This is a genomic window from Paenibacillus sp. FSL R10-2199 (assembly GCF_038000235.1).
Lineage (GTDB): Bacteria > Bacillota > Bacilli > Paenibacillales > Paenibacillaceae > Paenibacillus_AQ > Paenibacillus_AQ phytohabitans.
Genome location: NZ_JBBOBO010000001.1, coordinates 1996377 through 2011160, shown reverse-complemented (window position 1 = coordinate 2011160; position 14784 = coordinate 1996377). Strand labels below are relative to the sequence as shown.

The 14784-nt window shown below is 53.3% G+C and carries 13 protein-coding genes; 12 read left to right on the top strand and 1 reads right to left on the bottom strand.

Features of this window, described 5'->3' with window-relative positions:
* Positions 1 to 51 precede the first annotated feature (51 nt).
* Positions 52 to 1188: a BMP family ABC transporter substrate-binding protein gene (locus NYE33_RS08970; protein WP_042139960.1), complete on the bottom strand. Its 1137-nt coding sequence runs from the start codon at positions 1186 to 1188 to the stop codon at positions 52 to 54.
* A 327-nt stretch (positions 1189 to 1515) separates the two neighbouring features.
* Between NYE33_RS08970 and NYE33_RS08965 the strand changes: the two genes are divergently transcribed.
* The 12 genes from NYE33_RS08965 (at position 1516) to NYE33_RS08910 (ending at position 14312) form a co-directional block, all read left to right on the top strand.
* Positions 1516 to 2271, top strand: a complete 756-nt coding sequence (locus NYE33_RS08965; protein WP_039307282.1) for a helix-turn-helix domain-containing protein — start codon at positions 1516 to 1518, stop codon at positions 2269 to 2271.
* A gap of 292 nt (positions 2272 to 2563) precedes the next feature.
* Positions 2564 to 3907 carry a UbiD family decarboxylase gene (locus NYE33_RS08960; RefSeq protein WP_076247748.1) on the top strand — a complete coding sequence of 448 codons (1344 nt, stop codon included), beginning with the start codon at positions 2564 to 2566 and terminating at the stop codon, positions 3905 to 3907.
* 51 nt (positions 3908 to 3958) lie between these two features.
* Entirely contained in the window at positions 3959 to 4225 is a 267-nt protein-coding gene (locus NYE33_RS08955) for a BMC domain-containing protein (protein ID WP_042139963.1), read from the top strand.
* A gap of 951 nt (positions 4226 to 5176) precedes the next feature.
* On the top strand, positions 5177 to 6583 hold the full coding sequence (locus NYE33_RS08950; RefSeq protein WP_341065501.1) for a hypothetical protein: 1407 nt from the start codon (positions 5177 to 5179) through the stop codon (positions 6581 to 6583).
* 85 nt (positions 6584 to 6668) lie between these two features.
* Positions 6669 to 7106, top strand: coding sequence for a BMC domain-containing protein (locus NYE33_RS08945; protein WP_341065499.1), 438 nt, complete (start codon positions 6669 to 6671; stop codon positions 7104 to 7106).
* A 242-nt stretch (positions 7107 to 7348) separates the two neighbouring features.
* On the top strand, positions 7349 to 7630 hold the full coding sequence (locus NYE33_RS08940; protein WP_019908484.1) for a BMC domain-containing protein: 282 nt from the start codon (positions 7349 to 7351) through the stop codon (positions 7628 to 7630).
* 8 nt (positions 7631 to 7638) lie between these two features.
* Positions 7639 to 8391, top strand: a complete 753-nt coding sequence (locus NYE33_RS08935) for a hypothetical protein (protein WP_341065497.1) — start codon at positions 7639 to 7641, stop codon at positions 8389 to 8391.
* Positions 8392 to 8407: 16 nt separating this feature from the next.
* On the top strand, positions 8408 to 8689 hold the full coding sequence (locus NYE33_RS08930; protein ID WP_341065495.1) for a EutN/CcmL family microcompartment protein: 282 nt from the start codon (positions 8408 to 8410) through the stop codon (positions 8687 to 8689).
* A 3-nt stretch (positions 8690 to 8692) separates the two neighbouring features.
* A complete protein-coding gene (ade, locus tag NYE33_RS08925; RefSeq protein ID WP_042139967.1) occupies positions 8693 to 10507 on the top strand; it encodes an adenine deaminase in 1815 nt (604 codons plus the stop codon).
* Between the two features lie 31 nt (positions 10508 to 10538).
* Positions 10539 to 11222, top strand: coding sequence for a cyclase family protein (locus NYE33_RS08920; protein ID WP_341065491.1), 684 nt, complete (start codon positions 10539 to 10541; stop codon positions 11220 to 11222).
* A gap of 24 nt (positions 11223 to 11246) precedes the next feature.
* A complete protein-coding gene (locus NYE33_RS08915) occupies positions 11247 to 11897 on the top strand; it encodes an urea carboxylase-associated family protein (protein ID WP_341065489.1) in 651 nt (216 codons plus the stop codon).
* Positions 11898 to 12080: 183 nt separating this feature from the next.
* Positions 12081 to 14312, top strand: coding sequence for an AraC family transcriptional regulator (locus NYE33_RS08910; protein WP_341065486.1), 2232 nt, complete (start codon positions 12081 to 12083; stop codon positions 14310 to 14312).
* Positions 14313 to 14784 lie beyond the last annotated feature (472 nt).

The following is a 14784-nucleotide window of genomic DNA, read 5'->3' as shown; positions in this document are numbered from 1 at the left end:
AGAGCTGTGTAAGCCAATTTCATTTTATAAAGCTATCTTTGATCAATAATCTTAAGGCTTCACGGCATTGCGGATCGCTTCAACTTCAGCCGTTTCCATGCCCATCGCATTGTCGACGGTAACTTCCTTATTAATCAGCTTCTGCTTCACTTCTTCCACCTTAGCCTGCAGATCAGCAGGGAATACGTCTTTGTAAATGTCATTCTCCGCAATGCCTACGCCGTCTTCAACGAAGCCGAGCACATCACGTTTGCCCATCTCAAGCGTCCCGTCCTGCAGTTTTTTCACTGCGCCGAGAATGGCCGTATCGATCTTTTTAATCGCGGAAGTGACAATCAGGTTTGCTTTTTCACTATCCGTATCTTTCAGCAGCAGCGCCTGGTCCGAATCAACACCGATAGCATATTTAGTCTTTTCCTTGGCTGCATCAAAGATTCCCAGTCCCGTACCGCCGGCTACGTTGAAAATAATATCCACACCCGAGTTGTACTGGATCAGCGACAATTCCTTGCCTTTGGCAGGGTTCACGAAATCTCCGGCATAGGATACCGCTACCTTCACATCCGGATCAACATACTGTGCGCCCTGGATGTAGCCCACCAGAAAAGCATTAATGCCGGGGATATCCATCCCGCCCAGGAATCCGATCACATTCTCCGGGTTGGCATTCGGCATATCAGACTGTGTCGCAAGTGCTGCCGCCGCCCCTGCCAGGAAAGAGACCTCATTGGTCGAATACGACATGTTGTACATATTTTCAGGCGCTTCATCGATATCGGTATCGTAGTTGATGAATTTTTTATCCGGATTCGCCTCAGCCGTTGCATTGAACATTTCCGTAATTTCTGAGCCGCCCGAGATGACAACATCCCAATCCTCAGCAGCAATATCATTAAAAGTAGGTTCCCACTTCGTCTTGTCCGCGCCCATTTCGACCACTTTTGTTTCGGCGCCGAGCTCGTCCTTCACTTTTTGCAGGCCGCTGTTCGCCGCATCAAAAAACGACTTGTCGCCCAGCGTTCCCGGAATAAGCAGCACCACCTTGAGCTTGTCCCCTGCAGCAGCCTCTCCGCCTTCAGCATTTGTTCCGGAGTTGACCGCATTACCATTGCCGGACGTGTTGTTTCCGCATGCAGTGACCAGTACCATAACCGCCATCAGCAATAAAGCGAGCATCTTCTTTTTCATTTTCTAAGTTCACACCCCTGTTTTGTAATAGATCAACGCTGATAAAATAGCATAAAGTTCCAATTACACGTTTTGTCTAACGGGTAGCATCGGGCAGCATGAATAAAAGACTGTTTAAATTCTGAAAACAAGCAATTTACCTTGAAAACCAAACATTTCATGTTACATTTCTCGAAAAAACCGCATAAATCCGAACAAGATGGCCAGTCCAGTTGAGAATCTTCGGTTTAATTGATAAGATCATAACAAAAGAAAAGATAAATATTTATATATTTTCGGTCATCTTTTTGTACGATTCGGCTAAATGACGATAAAGGGAGGCTCATCATGGACCGTGTTCTATATATTGTAAATGCAGAGCATGAAGCAAATACGTATATCCCTCCGCATCAGCATGAATGTTTCGAGCTTGTGTATTATATCCATGGCCAGGGAACCTGCAGCATTGGACCGCGCAGCTATCATTTCCGGCCCTTCACCTTTGGCCTGATTCCGGCAGGTTTCAAGCATGACGAGAATCATCAGCCCAGCCCGGAGGTGCTGTTCGTCGGCTTCCATTGCGGCAATCCGATTATCAATACGCTATCCGGCGTTTTTGACGATGATAAGGAACATACCGTACTGCAGACCCTGCAGCGGATGAATGCGGAATTCAAGCGCAAGCGTGACGGGTTCGCCGAGCTGCTGAATCTGCAAATGAGCGAAATTACCGTGTATCTGCAGCGGCTGCTCGCCGCCTCGGATTTCCATTCCCCGGCAGAGGATCAGATGCAGTATGTGCTGAATTATATGAATGAGCATTACCGCCATAAGCTCTCCGTGTCCTCTCTGGCAGAAATGTCCGGTTATAGCTACGACCGCTTCCGGCATCTGTTCAAGGAAAGATTTGGACATTCCCCGCACCGTTATCTTGTACTGAAGCGCCTGGATTATGCCAAATCTCTGCTGCTGCATACCCAAATGCATATTTCGGAGGTCTCTTCCGCTGCCGGATTCGTCAATGATGCCCAATTCTGCAATATGTTCAAAAGAGAGAGCGGACTCTCCCCGCGTACTTTCCGCATCAGAAGTAAGGTCATGTAATATAACATTAGTCATTTACTTTTCGCTTTTTTTCACTATAATGGAACTTAAGCTTACGTGATGATGACTTATACCGGCTGATCCCGATTATATCCAGATCCGCTGCCCCAATATAAGGTTTGCCCCATTTCTGTTCACAGAATGAAGGAAGCCGCGATTTAGAGAATCTTTTTTCTCTATGTCTGCGGCTTCTTTTTTTATTCCCTTTTTGGAAGGTGCGCGAGTCAAGGCACGCTGAAGCTTACAACGGTGTACAGTTCAACAATTAATGAGTGAAGGAGGTGCAGCCCGGATGGCATTCATGAATATACGGCAATTGCTGGAGCACTGGGAACGCAGCGGCCGGCTGCTGAAGGTCCGCAAGGAGGTGGACCCCAAGTTTGAGCTAGGGGCCGTGATTAAGGCCGTGAAGGGCAGGCAGCCCATGGTCTTCCAGAAGGTAAAAGGTTACTCCGTCCCGATGGCAGCCGGTCTTGGCGGCTCCAAAGAGCTGCTCGCCGGGAGTATGGGCATGCAGCCGGAAGACTTGCTGCCACGGCTGATCGAGGCCGTTGTTCATCCGCTGCCTACGAGAAGCTGTGATCAGGCTCCGGTGCAGGACAACGTGATTACGAGCCGGATTAACCTGCGGGAGCTGTTCCCGGTCTGCACCTATAACGCCTTGGACAGCGGAGCTTATTATGTCTCCGGGGTGATGGTCGTCAAAGGCGCGGACGGGCAGAAGCGCTACACCTCCATCCGGCGGATGCAGCTGCTGGACGGCAACCGGACCAGCATCCTGATCTCCTCCCCTGAATTATTCCAGCAGTACAGGGAATTCGAGGAACGCGGTGAGCCGATGGAGGCGGCATTCATGTTCGGCATCGTCCCGGCAGTCGTGCTGGCTTCCCAGGTCAGCACCCACCTGTTCCATGCCGATAAGCTGGAGGTCGCCTCTGCCCTGCTCGGCCAGCCGCTTGCAGTAGTCCGCTGCAAGACGATCGATCTTGAAGTGCTGGCCGAGGCCGAGGTTGTATTCGAGGGCCGGATTCTCCCCCGGGTCCGCGAACCGGAAGGTCCGTTCGGCGAACTCGGCGGTTACTACGGCCCGCGCACCGAGCAGCCGGTCGTGGAATTCTCCGCTGTCACCTACCGGAACAATCCGGTCTGGCAGACCATTCTCCCGGCCAGCTATGAGGAGAAGCTGCCGATGGCGATTGCACGTGAGATTGCCCTGCTGGGCTCCGTCCGCCAGGTCGTCCCCGGTGTCAAAGATGTTCACATCAGCATGGGCGGCGTCGGGCGTTATCATGCGGTCATCCGCATCCGGAAGGTGCAGGAAGGCGACGGCAAAACCGCCCTTCTAGCCGCCTTCGCTGGCGACAAAGATCTCAAGCATGTAGTCGTTGTCGACGAGGACGTCAACCTGCTGGACCCGCTTGATGTGGAGTGGGCGATCGCCACCCGCGTCCAGGCTGATCTGGACACCTTCATCGTTACTGGAGCGAAGGGTTCTCCGCTTGAGCCCTCGCACAACCTGCGCGGCGTCACCGCCAAAATGGGCATCGACGCCACCTTCCCGCTGGCTGAAGCGGAGCATTACCGGCGGACCTCCATCCCCGGTCAGGAGAGTATCGAGCTGGCAGATTATTTATAGACGATGAAGCCGGATCATGGAGATACAAATTAGCTTAACAGGAGGTGGATCATGCAAGCGATCGGATTGATCGAGACCCGGGGACTAACCCCGGCCCTCGAAGCACTGGATGCGATGTGCAAAGCAGCAAATGTGAAGCTGGTCGACTTCAAGCGCGTCGGCTCCGGACTTATAACGGTTATCGTTGAAGGCGATGTCGCCGCAGTTCAGGCGGCCGTGGAAGCCGGTATCGCCGCTTACCCCCGGACAGGGGGACAGCTGATTTCCTCCAACGTCATTCCCCGGCCGCACCCGGATCTGGCGCGGATGCTGCTGTAGATGGATTGAACTATAGAACTATATGCATGCACCTAAGACTATAGCTAACAGGCTGCAAATCAGCGGTGACCGGAGCAAGCCGGTTATAAAGTGCGGGTAGCAAGGACAGCTAGAAACGTTTCTGCGGCTGCGTGTAAATAGCCATGAATATGCGCTGGCTATATACAACACGTGGCACTCCACCCAAGGACTAACGCATTACTCTCCGGCCCGCTGCCCGGCAGCGAAACGAGTAACTTAAGTACATCTGTGAGTACTATCTCCTAGCAGCTACTGTAAGTACGTCTGTAAGTGCTACCTCCTAGCCGCTACTGTAAGTACATCTGTGAGTACTACTGTGAGTACATCTGTAAGTACATCTGTGAGTACTACTGTGAGTACATCTGTGAGTACATCTGTGAGTACATCTGTGAGTACATCTGTGAGGACTGTGAGTACTACTGCAAGTACATCTGTGAGTACATCTGTGAGGACTGTGAGTACTACTGCAAGTACATCTGTGAGTACTACCTTCTAGCCGCTACTGTAAGTACGTCTGTAAGTACTGTGAGTACTACTGTAAGCACATCTGTAAGCACAGGCCTAAAAGTTGTACGTTTTACAACTTAGATACCCCGATACTAGGGAATTTGTAAGGATTGTTGTATGAAATACAACAATCTCCCGCTTAGCAGCTTGAATACGGGAGGAATGTTGCCTTTTATACAACAATTCCGGATTAGGCTACCATTTCACGAGGGGAATGTTGTATTTCGTGCAGGATTTTCGTTAGTGTCTTTAAAGTTTAGCTTGTACTGCACGCTATATAGGACTCTTCCTATGATTAGTGGACGTTTTTCCGTTTGGCAGCACTTCTCTGCGTGTGAACAACACGATCCCAAGTTGTCTGAAAAATTGTCTGAAGGAAACCTATACGGGCGCATTCATACTTAGTTTAGGAGGTGATTTCCCTTGTCCAATTTCATGAAGAGCATTGTTGCCGAGGTTTTGGAGCGAAATCACCCTGCTGCTCCTGCTCTCATATCCGTTGTTTCACCTGTTACCGTTGCTCCACTTGTTACCGTTACTTCACCCGTTACCGTTCCTATTCCAGCTCCGGCGCTTGCTTCTGTCTTTGCTCCCGCTCCGGCTTCTGTTTCTTCTGCTACGGCTACTCCTGCTGCTTCTGCTGCTCCGGCTACTACGGCTGCTTCTGCTGCTCCGGCTCCTGGTGCGACTGCTGCTGCTGCTGCTGCTTCTTCTGCTCCGGCTTCTGCTTCCGCCAGCCCTTCCTGTTCAGCGGGCAGCCGGGCGGACTGCCTGGACACTTGCAGCAGTCCCCGGGATTGTCCGCAACCGCCGGGCGGGATCAAGCGGGTCAATTACCAGCGGGAGCAGGCCGGGAAGAGGCTCGCATTACTTGGCCTGCCCGGCGCATCCCCTACTCCAGTCCGGTTGCCGGATAACGCTGCACAACTCAACAACAGACATCTTCCTCAGGAACTGCCGGCAGCATCCACAGCTACCGGACGATCCCCGGCAGTCAATGAGCCTGGGGATCATCGGAGCTTTGCCGAACGGTATCTGTCCCCTCTGCTCTTGCGCACCCTTCCTACCGGGAGCGTGCATTCTTCCGGGGGCTGGCAATCTTCCGGGAGTGGGCAGGCTTCTATTCCAGTCGGTGCTCAGCATTCGGGCAAGAATTCAGCCGGAGATATTCCCTGCCGGCCCGGTATCCCCGGGGCTGGCGCTACCCAGATCAAGGATTCAGCTGGAATAACATACTCCCGGAACACCGCTTCACCGGACACTCCCTTCCCCCTCATCCGGGATGGAACTATGGATGCCTGGCTGTTCCCTGTAATCAGCAGCAGGCTTCGCGGCGTGCTAGGCACTGCTGGCCGCAGCTGCAGCTCAGCAGGCATACTAAGCGTTCCTGTCTGCCATCCGGGCCAGCTGTTCGCCGCAGAAGAACTGCTGGGCAGTGATCCTGCTCTGGAAGCAGATATCCAGTGGGGCGCCAGCGGCGGGAGCTTTGAGCTACGGCTGTTCAGCAACGATTCCGCCAAGCTGGACCGCTTGCTGACGGAGCTCACCGGCATCCTGCAGCGGGATTCCGCCCGCCGGGTCCGGGTATACACGAGCCTGCAGCCCGGCCCGCTGCTGCGGCGGCATCTGGCTGCAGGCCAACAGGAGGCCATTGCCGTAATCGATGCCGCCTCGCGCTGGAGCAGCATCGGCCTCGCGGAACAGCTGCTCGGCGGCTGCCCGGATGCAGGCCTTAGCCTCCGCGCCGAACGCAGCTACTGCATAATCAGCGGAACCTCCGCTCAGCTGGCAAGTGTGCTGCCTGGGTTAACACGCTTTGCAGACCAGTAGCAACTCTGATAAAACAAGTAATCCCGCCCTGTCGCTCAAGCAGTCCTAAAGACTAAGCCCATCAATAACAAAGGAGGTGCCGGTGATGCAGGCACTCGGATTGATTGAGACTCTCGGATATACCACCGCCGTCTCCGCCGCAGATGCGACCCTGAAAGCGGCGGATGTGCAGCTGATTGCCGTTGAGAAGGTTATCGGCGTCGGCGGTTCACTCGGTGTAACCATTCACTTAAGCGGTGATGTTGCTGCGGTCGGCGCGGCGGTAGATGCAGGCAAAGCCGAAGCCCAGCGGATAGGTACAGTCATTTCCGCCCATGTCATCGCCAAGGCCCACGAAGATGTGAACCGCAAAATACTGTCCAGATTCCTGCCGGGCCTGTCGGCAGACTTCAAGACGACAGACGCCGGAACTACATCGGACGGAGCCAAATCTGCCGCACCTGCCATACTTGCTGAAGCTGATCAAACCGACCAAACCGGAACAGCCAGTACCTCGGCCCCGGATCTGCCAGAAATTGAATAAGCACTAACAATCTACCTATCTACCTATCTACCTATCTATCTATCTGTCTATCTGCCTGCCTGCCTGTCTGTCTGTCTATCTGTCCACCTATCTACCTATCTAACTATCAGTCTATCTATCTGTTCGTCTGTTCGTCTGTCCGTCTGTCCGTCCGCCTGTCTATCTGTCTTATCCCCTTACTGCGTATCTCGTTTCCAGCAGGCATTTTTGAATTACAACTAAATTATTGGAGGTTTTCTATAATGGGAGAATCACTCGGATTGATCGAAACTAAAGGTCTGGTAGGTGCAATTGAAGCAGCAGATGCCATGGTGAAGGCAGCAAACGTGGAAATCTGCGGGTATGAGAAAATCGGGTTCGGACTCGTTACTGTTATGGTACGCGGTGATGTCGGAGCGGTAAAAGCCGCTACGGATGCGGGAGCTGCCGCTGCCAAACGGGTCGGTGAACTGGTGTCCGTTCATGTCATTCCCCGTCCGCATAGTGAGGTGGAACGCGCCTTGCTCTCCAAGGGTATTGAATAAATACTCCCATGGACAGCCGGCATAGCACAGTTGCGGAGAATGCCCTGCTGGGATTGTCTTACCGGTCCAGAACGGCAGCGCTGAATGAGGAATATCCCCGGGTGCTGGTGCTGCTGGCCGGCCATTTTATCGGTATGGAGGAAGGTTACGCTGCGCTGCGGAGCTTAAGCACAGGTAACGTCAGGCTGCGCTTATGGGCGGAAGATCAGCTGCTTGGGACAAATAACGCCGGAGAACTTGCACGACAAACCGGAGTAGATGACCTTATCCACCCCGGGCAGGCCCATAAACTCTCCCCTGCCGATGCTGACACCTTGTTGATCCCTGTACTATCGCTGTCGCTCCTGTCCCGGCTCGTTCAGCTGGATACCGGGCATCCCTTCGTGAGGCTGATTGTGGAGAACCTATGTGCCGGCAAGCCGGTGGGCGCGCTTACTCTCGGAGCGGAGCCGGAGCATTACCGCTGGAGCGAGCAGGGTTTATCTCAGGCCAGTCCGCTGCTGAAAGAGAAAATGCGCAGCATGGTGACCGAAATATCCGACTACGGGATCAGGCTGCTGGCGCCCAGCGATCTAGGAAGCTGGCTATCTTCCAGCAATGAGCCACCGAGGAAGCAGGTGCTGACAGAGGAGGATATCATCGCAGCCCTCAAGCTGGGCCGAACCTCCATCACTCTGAACGGCCCGGCAGTAATTACTCCGCTGGCCAGGGACACCGCCCGGCAATACGGAATTGAGATTAAACAGGCAGGATTTGAATAGAAGAGGTGACCATCACATGAAGCTGGGAATCATTACTGGACACGTTGTGGCTACGCGCAAAGACGAGCACCTCATCGGTGCCAAGCTGCTGATCGTACAGCCCATTCTTCCCGATAACACCCCGGCGGGACAGCCGCTTATTGCGGTTGATACTGTAGGAGCAGGCATCGGAGAGACCATTATCTATGCAGTGGGCAGCGTGGCTTCACGGGCGTCGACGCATCCGAATGCTCCTATAGATGCCGCAATTGTCGGAATCGTGGATAGTGTGGATTGTCCCAGAGCAGGAGGCTTGTAGATTATGCTGACAACCGATATCAAAGATGCGATTCAGCGGCGGCGGATGATTGATGTGCTGCTCTCCGGCCAGCTCCATGCCGACCTGGTGCTGAAGGGCGGCTATATTATCAATGTAATCACCCGTGAGATTTACCCCGGTGATGTAGCTATTAAAGGTGACCGGATTCTGCTTGTGGGCGAGGCTGATAAACTGATCGGGCCGTCCACAGTAGTCGAGGATATGCGCGGTAAATTCATCAGTCCGGGCTTTATCGATTCACATATGCATTTTGAAAGTGCGATGCTGACGGTTACGGAGTTCTCCAAGCTGTCGATTCCAACCGGAACAACCACGCTGGTGGCTGATCCCCATGAGATTGGCAATGTGCTGGGCGTTCCCGGAATGAAGGCGATGATTGAAGAAGCGAAGACCCTGCCTAACCGCGTGCTGTTCACCGTACCTTGCCTTACACCCGATGTGCCCGGTCTTGAGACCGCAGGCGCAGATATCGGCTCCAAAGATATGCAGGAACTGCTGAATGACGACCATGTTCAGGGAATCGGCGAGCTGCAGGGCTTCAGCAACGTCCATCCCGTATACCGAAACGCCCCTTACCTGATCGATGATCTGCTCGCTTCAGTGTCCTATGCCAAGGCTATCGGCAAAAGCATTGAGGGCAACGCCCCCGGCCTGTCCGGCCAGGAGCTGGCTGCCCACATCATCTGCGGCGGAGGCCATGTCTCCTGCCATGAGACAACAACCAAGGAAGAAATGATGGAGAAGCTGCGCTATGGGGTCAGTGTATTCATGCGCGAAGGCTCCTCGCAGCGCAATATGGCGGAGTGCATCCGGGCAATCACCGAGGAAGGTATGGATTCCCGGCGGGCCATCCTGGTCTCCGACGATATGGTGCCGGAGGATCTGCTAAAGCACGGCCATATGAATGATATCATCCGCCGGACGATCGCCGTCGGCATTGATCCGGTTGAGGCAATTCAGATGGCCACAATTAATCCGGCTACCCATTTCGGCTTCCAGGATATCGGCGTGCTGGCTCCAGGCAAGAAGGCCGATATCGCCGTCATCAGCGACCTGACGAACATGACCATTGCCGAAGTCTATATCAGCGGAGCCAAGGTTGCCAGTGATGGCGAGCTGACCCGCGAGATCCCCTCCTATATCTATCCGGACTCCGTTAAAAAGTCTGTGAAGCGCAAACCGGTTAAGCCGGAAGATCTATACCTTTCCGCCGAAGGCGCTCAAGGAACAGTCCGGGTCCGCGCCATCGGGGTCATCCCCGACCAGAATCTGACCGGCTCCGGCATCTTCACCGCTGCCGTGAAGGATGGCGTTGTGCAACCCTCTGTAGAAGAGGATCTGCTGCCCTTGCTCGTCGTAGAACGGCATGGCCGCAGCGGCAAGATCGGCAAAACCTTCGTCCGCGGCATGAAGCTGAAGGCCGGTGCCATCGCCGAAAGCGTGGCGCATGACACCCATAATATTATCGTCACCGGCACCAATTACGCCGATATGGTGACTGCGGTCAACCGGGTCATCGCGATGGACGGCGGCATCGCCATGATCGAAGGGGGCAAGGTGGTCGGCGATCTGCCGCTGCGCATCGGCGGATTGATGACCGATGAGCTGACCGGCAAAGAGATGAGCGCAAGAATTACCGAGCTGCACCGGCTGGCCCGCGAGGAGCTGGGCTGTACGCTGCATGTCCCGTTCATGCATCTCTCCTTCCTGTCGCTGGTCACCAGCCCGGCCTGGAAAATCACCGACATCGGCCTGATCGACGCCGATGCCTTCACCGTGCTGCCGCCGCTCGCCTGAGCCCGTATTTTAAATGAAAGGAGTACGCTACATGGGGATTCAAGTGATTGATCTCTCACAGGAAATCTATCAGGGAATGCCGGTTTTTCCTCCGCATCAGAAGACGATGATCTTCCCCAATATGAGCCATGAAGAGAGTAAGAACAAGCTCGGCTTCGAGTTTGCCACGAACAACCTGCTGATTAACGAGCATGGTCCGACCCACAGCGATGCGATTTACGAATATGATCCGCACGGGCCGACGATTGATGAGATGCCGCTGGAGTATTTTTACGGACCGGCTGTCTGCCTGGACCTCTCCCATATTTCACCGGACGCCTACATTACCCGGCCTGATCTGGAACAGGCGCTGCGCAAAGACCATCTCCATCTGGATAAAGGCGATATCGTCCTGCTGTACACTGGACATTATAACCGTGCCTACGGCACTGAAGAATGGCTGACCCGCTATACTGGCCTGGATTATGAAGCGGCCGGATGGCTGGCGAAGCAGGGGATCATTAACATCGGCATTGATGCGCCTTCTATTGATAACCCGCTGGACCCGCTATTTTCCGGCCACCTGATCTGCCGTGAGTACCGGATGACCAATACCGAGAATCTCTGCAATCTGAATCTGATCGCCCAGAAGCGTTTCCTGTATTTCGGACTTCCGCTCCGGATCCGCCGAGGCACCGGCTCCCCTATCCGTGCCGTCGCGGTATTCATAGAATAAACAGATGAGGTAGGTGATTGTACCGTGACCACAGACAAGGTAATTGAAGAAATCCTGGTACCGGCTTACGAGGGAAGAAGCGCGCGGGTCCGCCAAGGCCAGACGCTCTACATCATCGATACCGAGGGCAAGCAGGTGGGCGATTTCGTCTGCTTCAATGCCGAAGACCCTGACGAGCATGTCTCCCCCGTACACATGAGATCCTCGCTCAGCAGTATCCGGCTCAAGCCCGGCGACGGCCTCTACAGCAACCGCCGCAGACCGCTTATGCAGCTGACGAAGGATACGGTGGGGAAACATGATTTCTTTTTTCCGGCATGCGACTATTACCGCTACAAAATCGACTTCGGGCTGGAGGAGCATCCGAACTGCCATGACAATCTGCAGAAGGCGCTGCATAAATATCAGCTGGGTCACAAAGAGCTGCCCGATCCCATCAACTGGTTCATGAACAATGCACTGGACGGGAATCTCGACTACGTTATCCAAGAACCGCTCTCCCGGCCCGGCGATTATGTTGCGCTCCTGGCGCTGACCGATGTGATCGTCGCCCTCTCCTCCTGCTCGCAGGATCTGGCCCCGGTCAACGGCTTCAAGGTAACCCCGCTGCTGATGCAGATTACAGAACCAGCTCCGGCTGTACCCCCGCTTTACCGGGATATACCGTATCGTTAAAACTGCACTATGGTAGCTTTTGTACACAAATCTTGCATTTGTTCACTGCCCGATTCTCCATCCTGTTCACTGTTGTAACCTTGCTCTACTGTCCCGTTCATGGTATGCAGCTTATAATTGTACTATGAACAATATAGATCAGGCCGGTATCGCCAGAGTACACAGTGAATCAGGGGGCTGTTTATGGGACTGCACAAACTCGGCAATCGAAGAGCATTGTACAGCAGGTTATTAGTCAGTATTACGCTTTGCGTCTCCTTAACTTTTCTTGTCTCCACCATCATCTATTACAATTACTATATCGGTGTGGAAAAAAAGCAGGCCTTCCAGTCCGACCTCGGCAACCTCACGCAGACCAGCAGGGAAGTCGTTAACATGACCGATGCTGCGCAATCGCTTTCTTTTCAAATTTACCGCAACAGTACGATCTCCAAAATTGTTTTCTACGACAAGCCCGATATCTATGATGTCACGGCAGCCATGTCCGAGCTGGGCAATTACTTAAGCTCCATGCCTTATATTGAGTCCATATATGTCTATAATCCCAAAAGCGGACAGCTGTATATCGCCTCTTCCCACGGGCAGAACGGTGTATTTACTGAGCAAGAGCTGGTAGACACCCCTATTCTGGATATCCTGGGCCATTATCAGGACTACAAGGCCTTCACACCGATTCCCAGAGTGTATTCCAATGGTGCGCGGGAGAATGACCAGGTTCGTGCTTATACTTTTTTGTGTCTGGATGCCATCGGCTGGGACCGGGCTATCAACTCTGCGGTAATCGTTAACATCTCTGCCCCCTGGATCAATAAGGAAATCACCAGTCCTAATAATTCTGCCAGCGCCACTTACATTCTGGACGATCAGGGGGCTTTTCTGTCCGGCAACAGCCTGAAGCAGCAGGAGCTCTCCCCGGAGGAAGCCGGATGGATTGAACAGCGGATCAAAGGCCAGGAGGCGGGTTATTTCATCGGGCCCTTCGGTGGCGTGAACTCGCTGATTTCTTATACTGCACCGGATGACTTAAGCTGGCAGTATGTACGGATTACACCCTACGACAACATTACTGAGCATACGAATACTATCCGCAACACCACCCTGCTTATTGCAGCCCTTGTTCTGGTGGCCGGCATCGGCCTCTCCTGGATCATGTCCAGAAGCCTGTATCTGCCAATTGACCGGATTGTCAGCGAGATGAACATTCTTGAAACGGAGAAACGAGACAGCATGTTCATGATCCGGCAAAATACACTGCGCGATCTCATTCTCGGCCTCAAGCCGTTGCAGTCTATTCAGCAGGTAGAGAAGCTGCGCCAGCTCGGGATTCACTTCACCTTCAATGATGATTTCCGCCTGATCCTGCTGCGGATTGATCACTACAAAGAGTTCAGGGAAGCCCGCTCTTCCTACCTGCTGGCCTCCAAGTTTGCCATTATGAATATCGCTTCGGAAATTTGCGGCCAGACGTACCGGGTCGAGACTGTGGATATGAACGATGACGGCATCCTTGTGCTGCTGAACATTATCGATCCCGTGGAGTATACGGATACCGGGCTGATCGAGACGCTGCTCCGGCAGATCCAGCAGGCCTGCTCCGACTATCTGAAGCTAAGCCTTACCCTCACCTACAGTCATATTGACCATAACGCGGGCCAGCTGCACCAGCTCTACAAGCAGGTCCGGGAAGCGTCGAATCACCGACTGTTCTACGGACATGGCTGTATCATTAACGCCCAGGACATATGCGCTCTTGAGTCCAGTACGTATCATTATCCTACCGATAAGGAGAAGAAGCTCACCGATGCGCTACTGAGCGGTAAACTGGAGGACGCTGCCGGGCAGTTCAGCAGCATTATCCGGGAGACCGAAGCCTTTCCCTTTCAGACGGTGCAGTTAACGGTATCCAGACTCAGCGTGACGGTCAGGGAGATCGTGAATACTGTCCAGAAACGTAACCGTTTACAAAACGACGCAATCAGCGGGCTGCCTTGCCTGGATTCCATTGAGACCATTGACGAGCTGGAGGAAGCCTTCTCCGCTCTCTTCACTGCATTGCGCGAACAGCTGGACGAGAAGAAGAACTCCAAGCAGCATGATCTGATCTGCCAGATTAATAGCAAGATCAGCGAAAATTACATGAAGCCGAACCTAAGTCTCAATCAGATTGCTGATGAGCTGGATATGTCGCCGATCTATATCAGCCGCCTTTACAAGCAGCAGACCATGAACAGTATCGTCGATGTCATTCTGGAGGTGCGGATGCGCGAGGTATGCGCCTTGCTGGAGAACACCGACCTGCCGGTAACGAGCATTGCCGAGCGCTGCGGCTTCACCAGCAGCTCTTATCTGCACCGGATGTTCAAACGCAGCTTCGGTACGACGCCTACGGATTACCGGCGTTCGAAGAATGCTTAATTGTTGACACATTAATGTTCTGGGAGTGTCGGCTATGCTGGCATTTCCGGCTGTTCTGCTGTAGCTGGTTCCAATTCTAGTTCCAGTTCCAATTCCAGTTCAAGTTACAGCTCAAGTTCCAATCCAACTCCAGCTCTAGTTCCTGTTCCACCTCAAGTCTCAGTTCCAGCTCAAGTGCCAGTTTCATTTTCCGGTCCCAGCTCGCTCCAGCTCCAGCTCCAGCTCAAGTCACAATCTAACTCCAGTTCCTATTCCTGTTCCCGCCCGGTTCCCATTGAAATTGGTCGTGACAAGCTAAATGTTGTACGTATTACAACACTAAGCCAACAATACAGGGCATTTATAAGGATTGTTGTACGAAATACAACAATCCTCGCGATTAGCCGCTAGAATGAGGCAAAATGTTGCATTTCATACAACAATCCCCGCTTAGCTAGCGCATATTGAGCAGAAATGTTGTATTTTGTGCAAG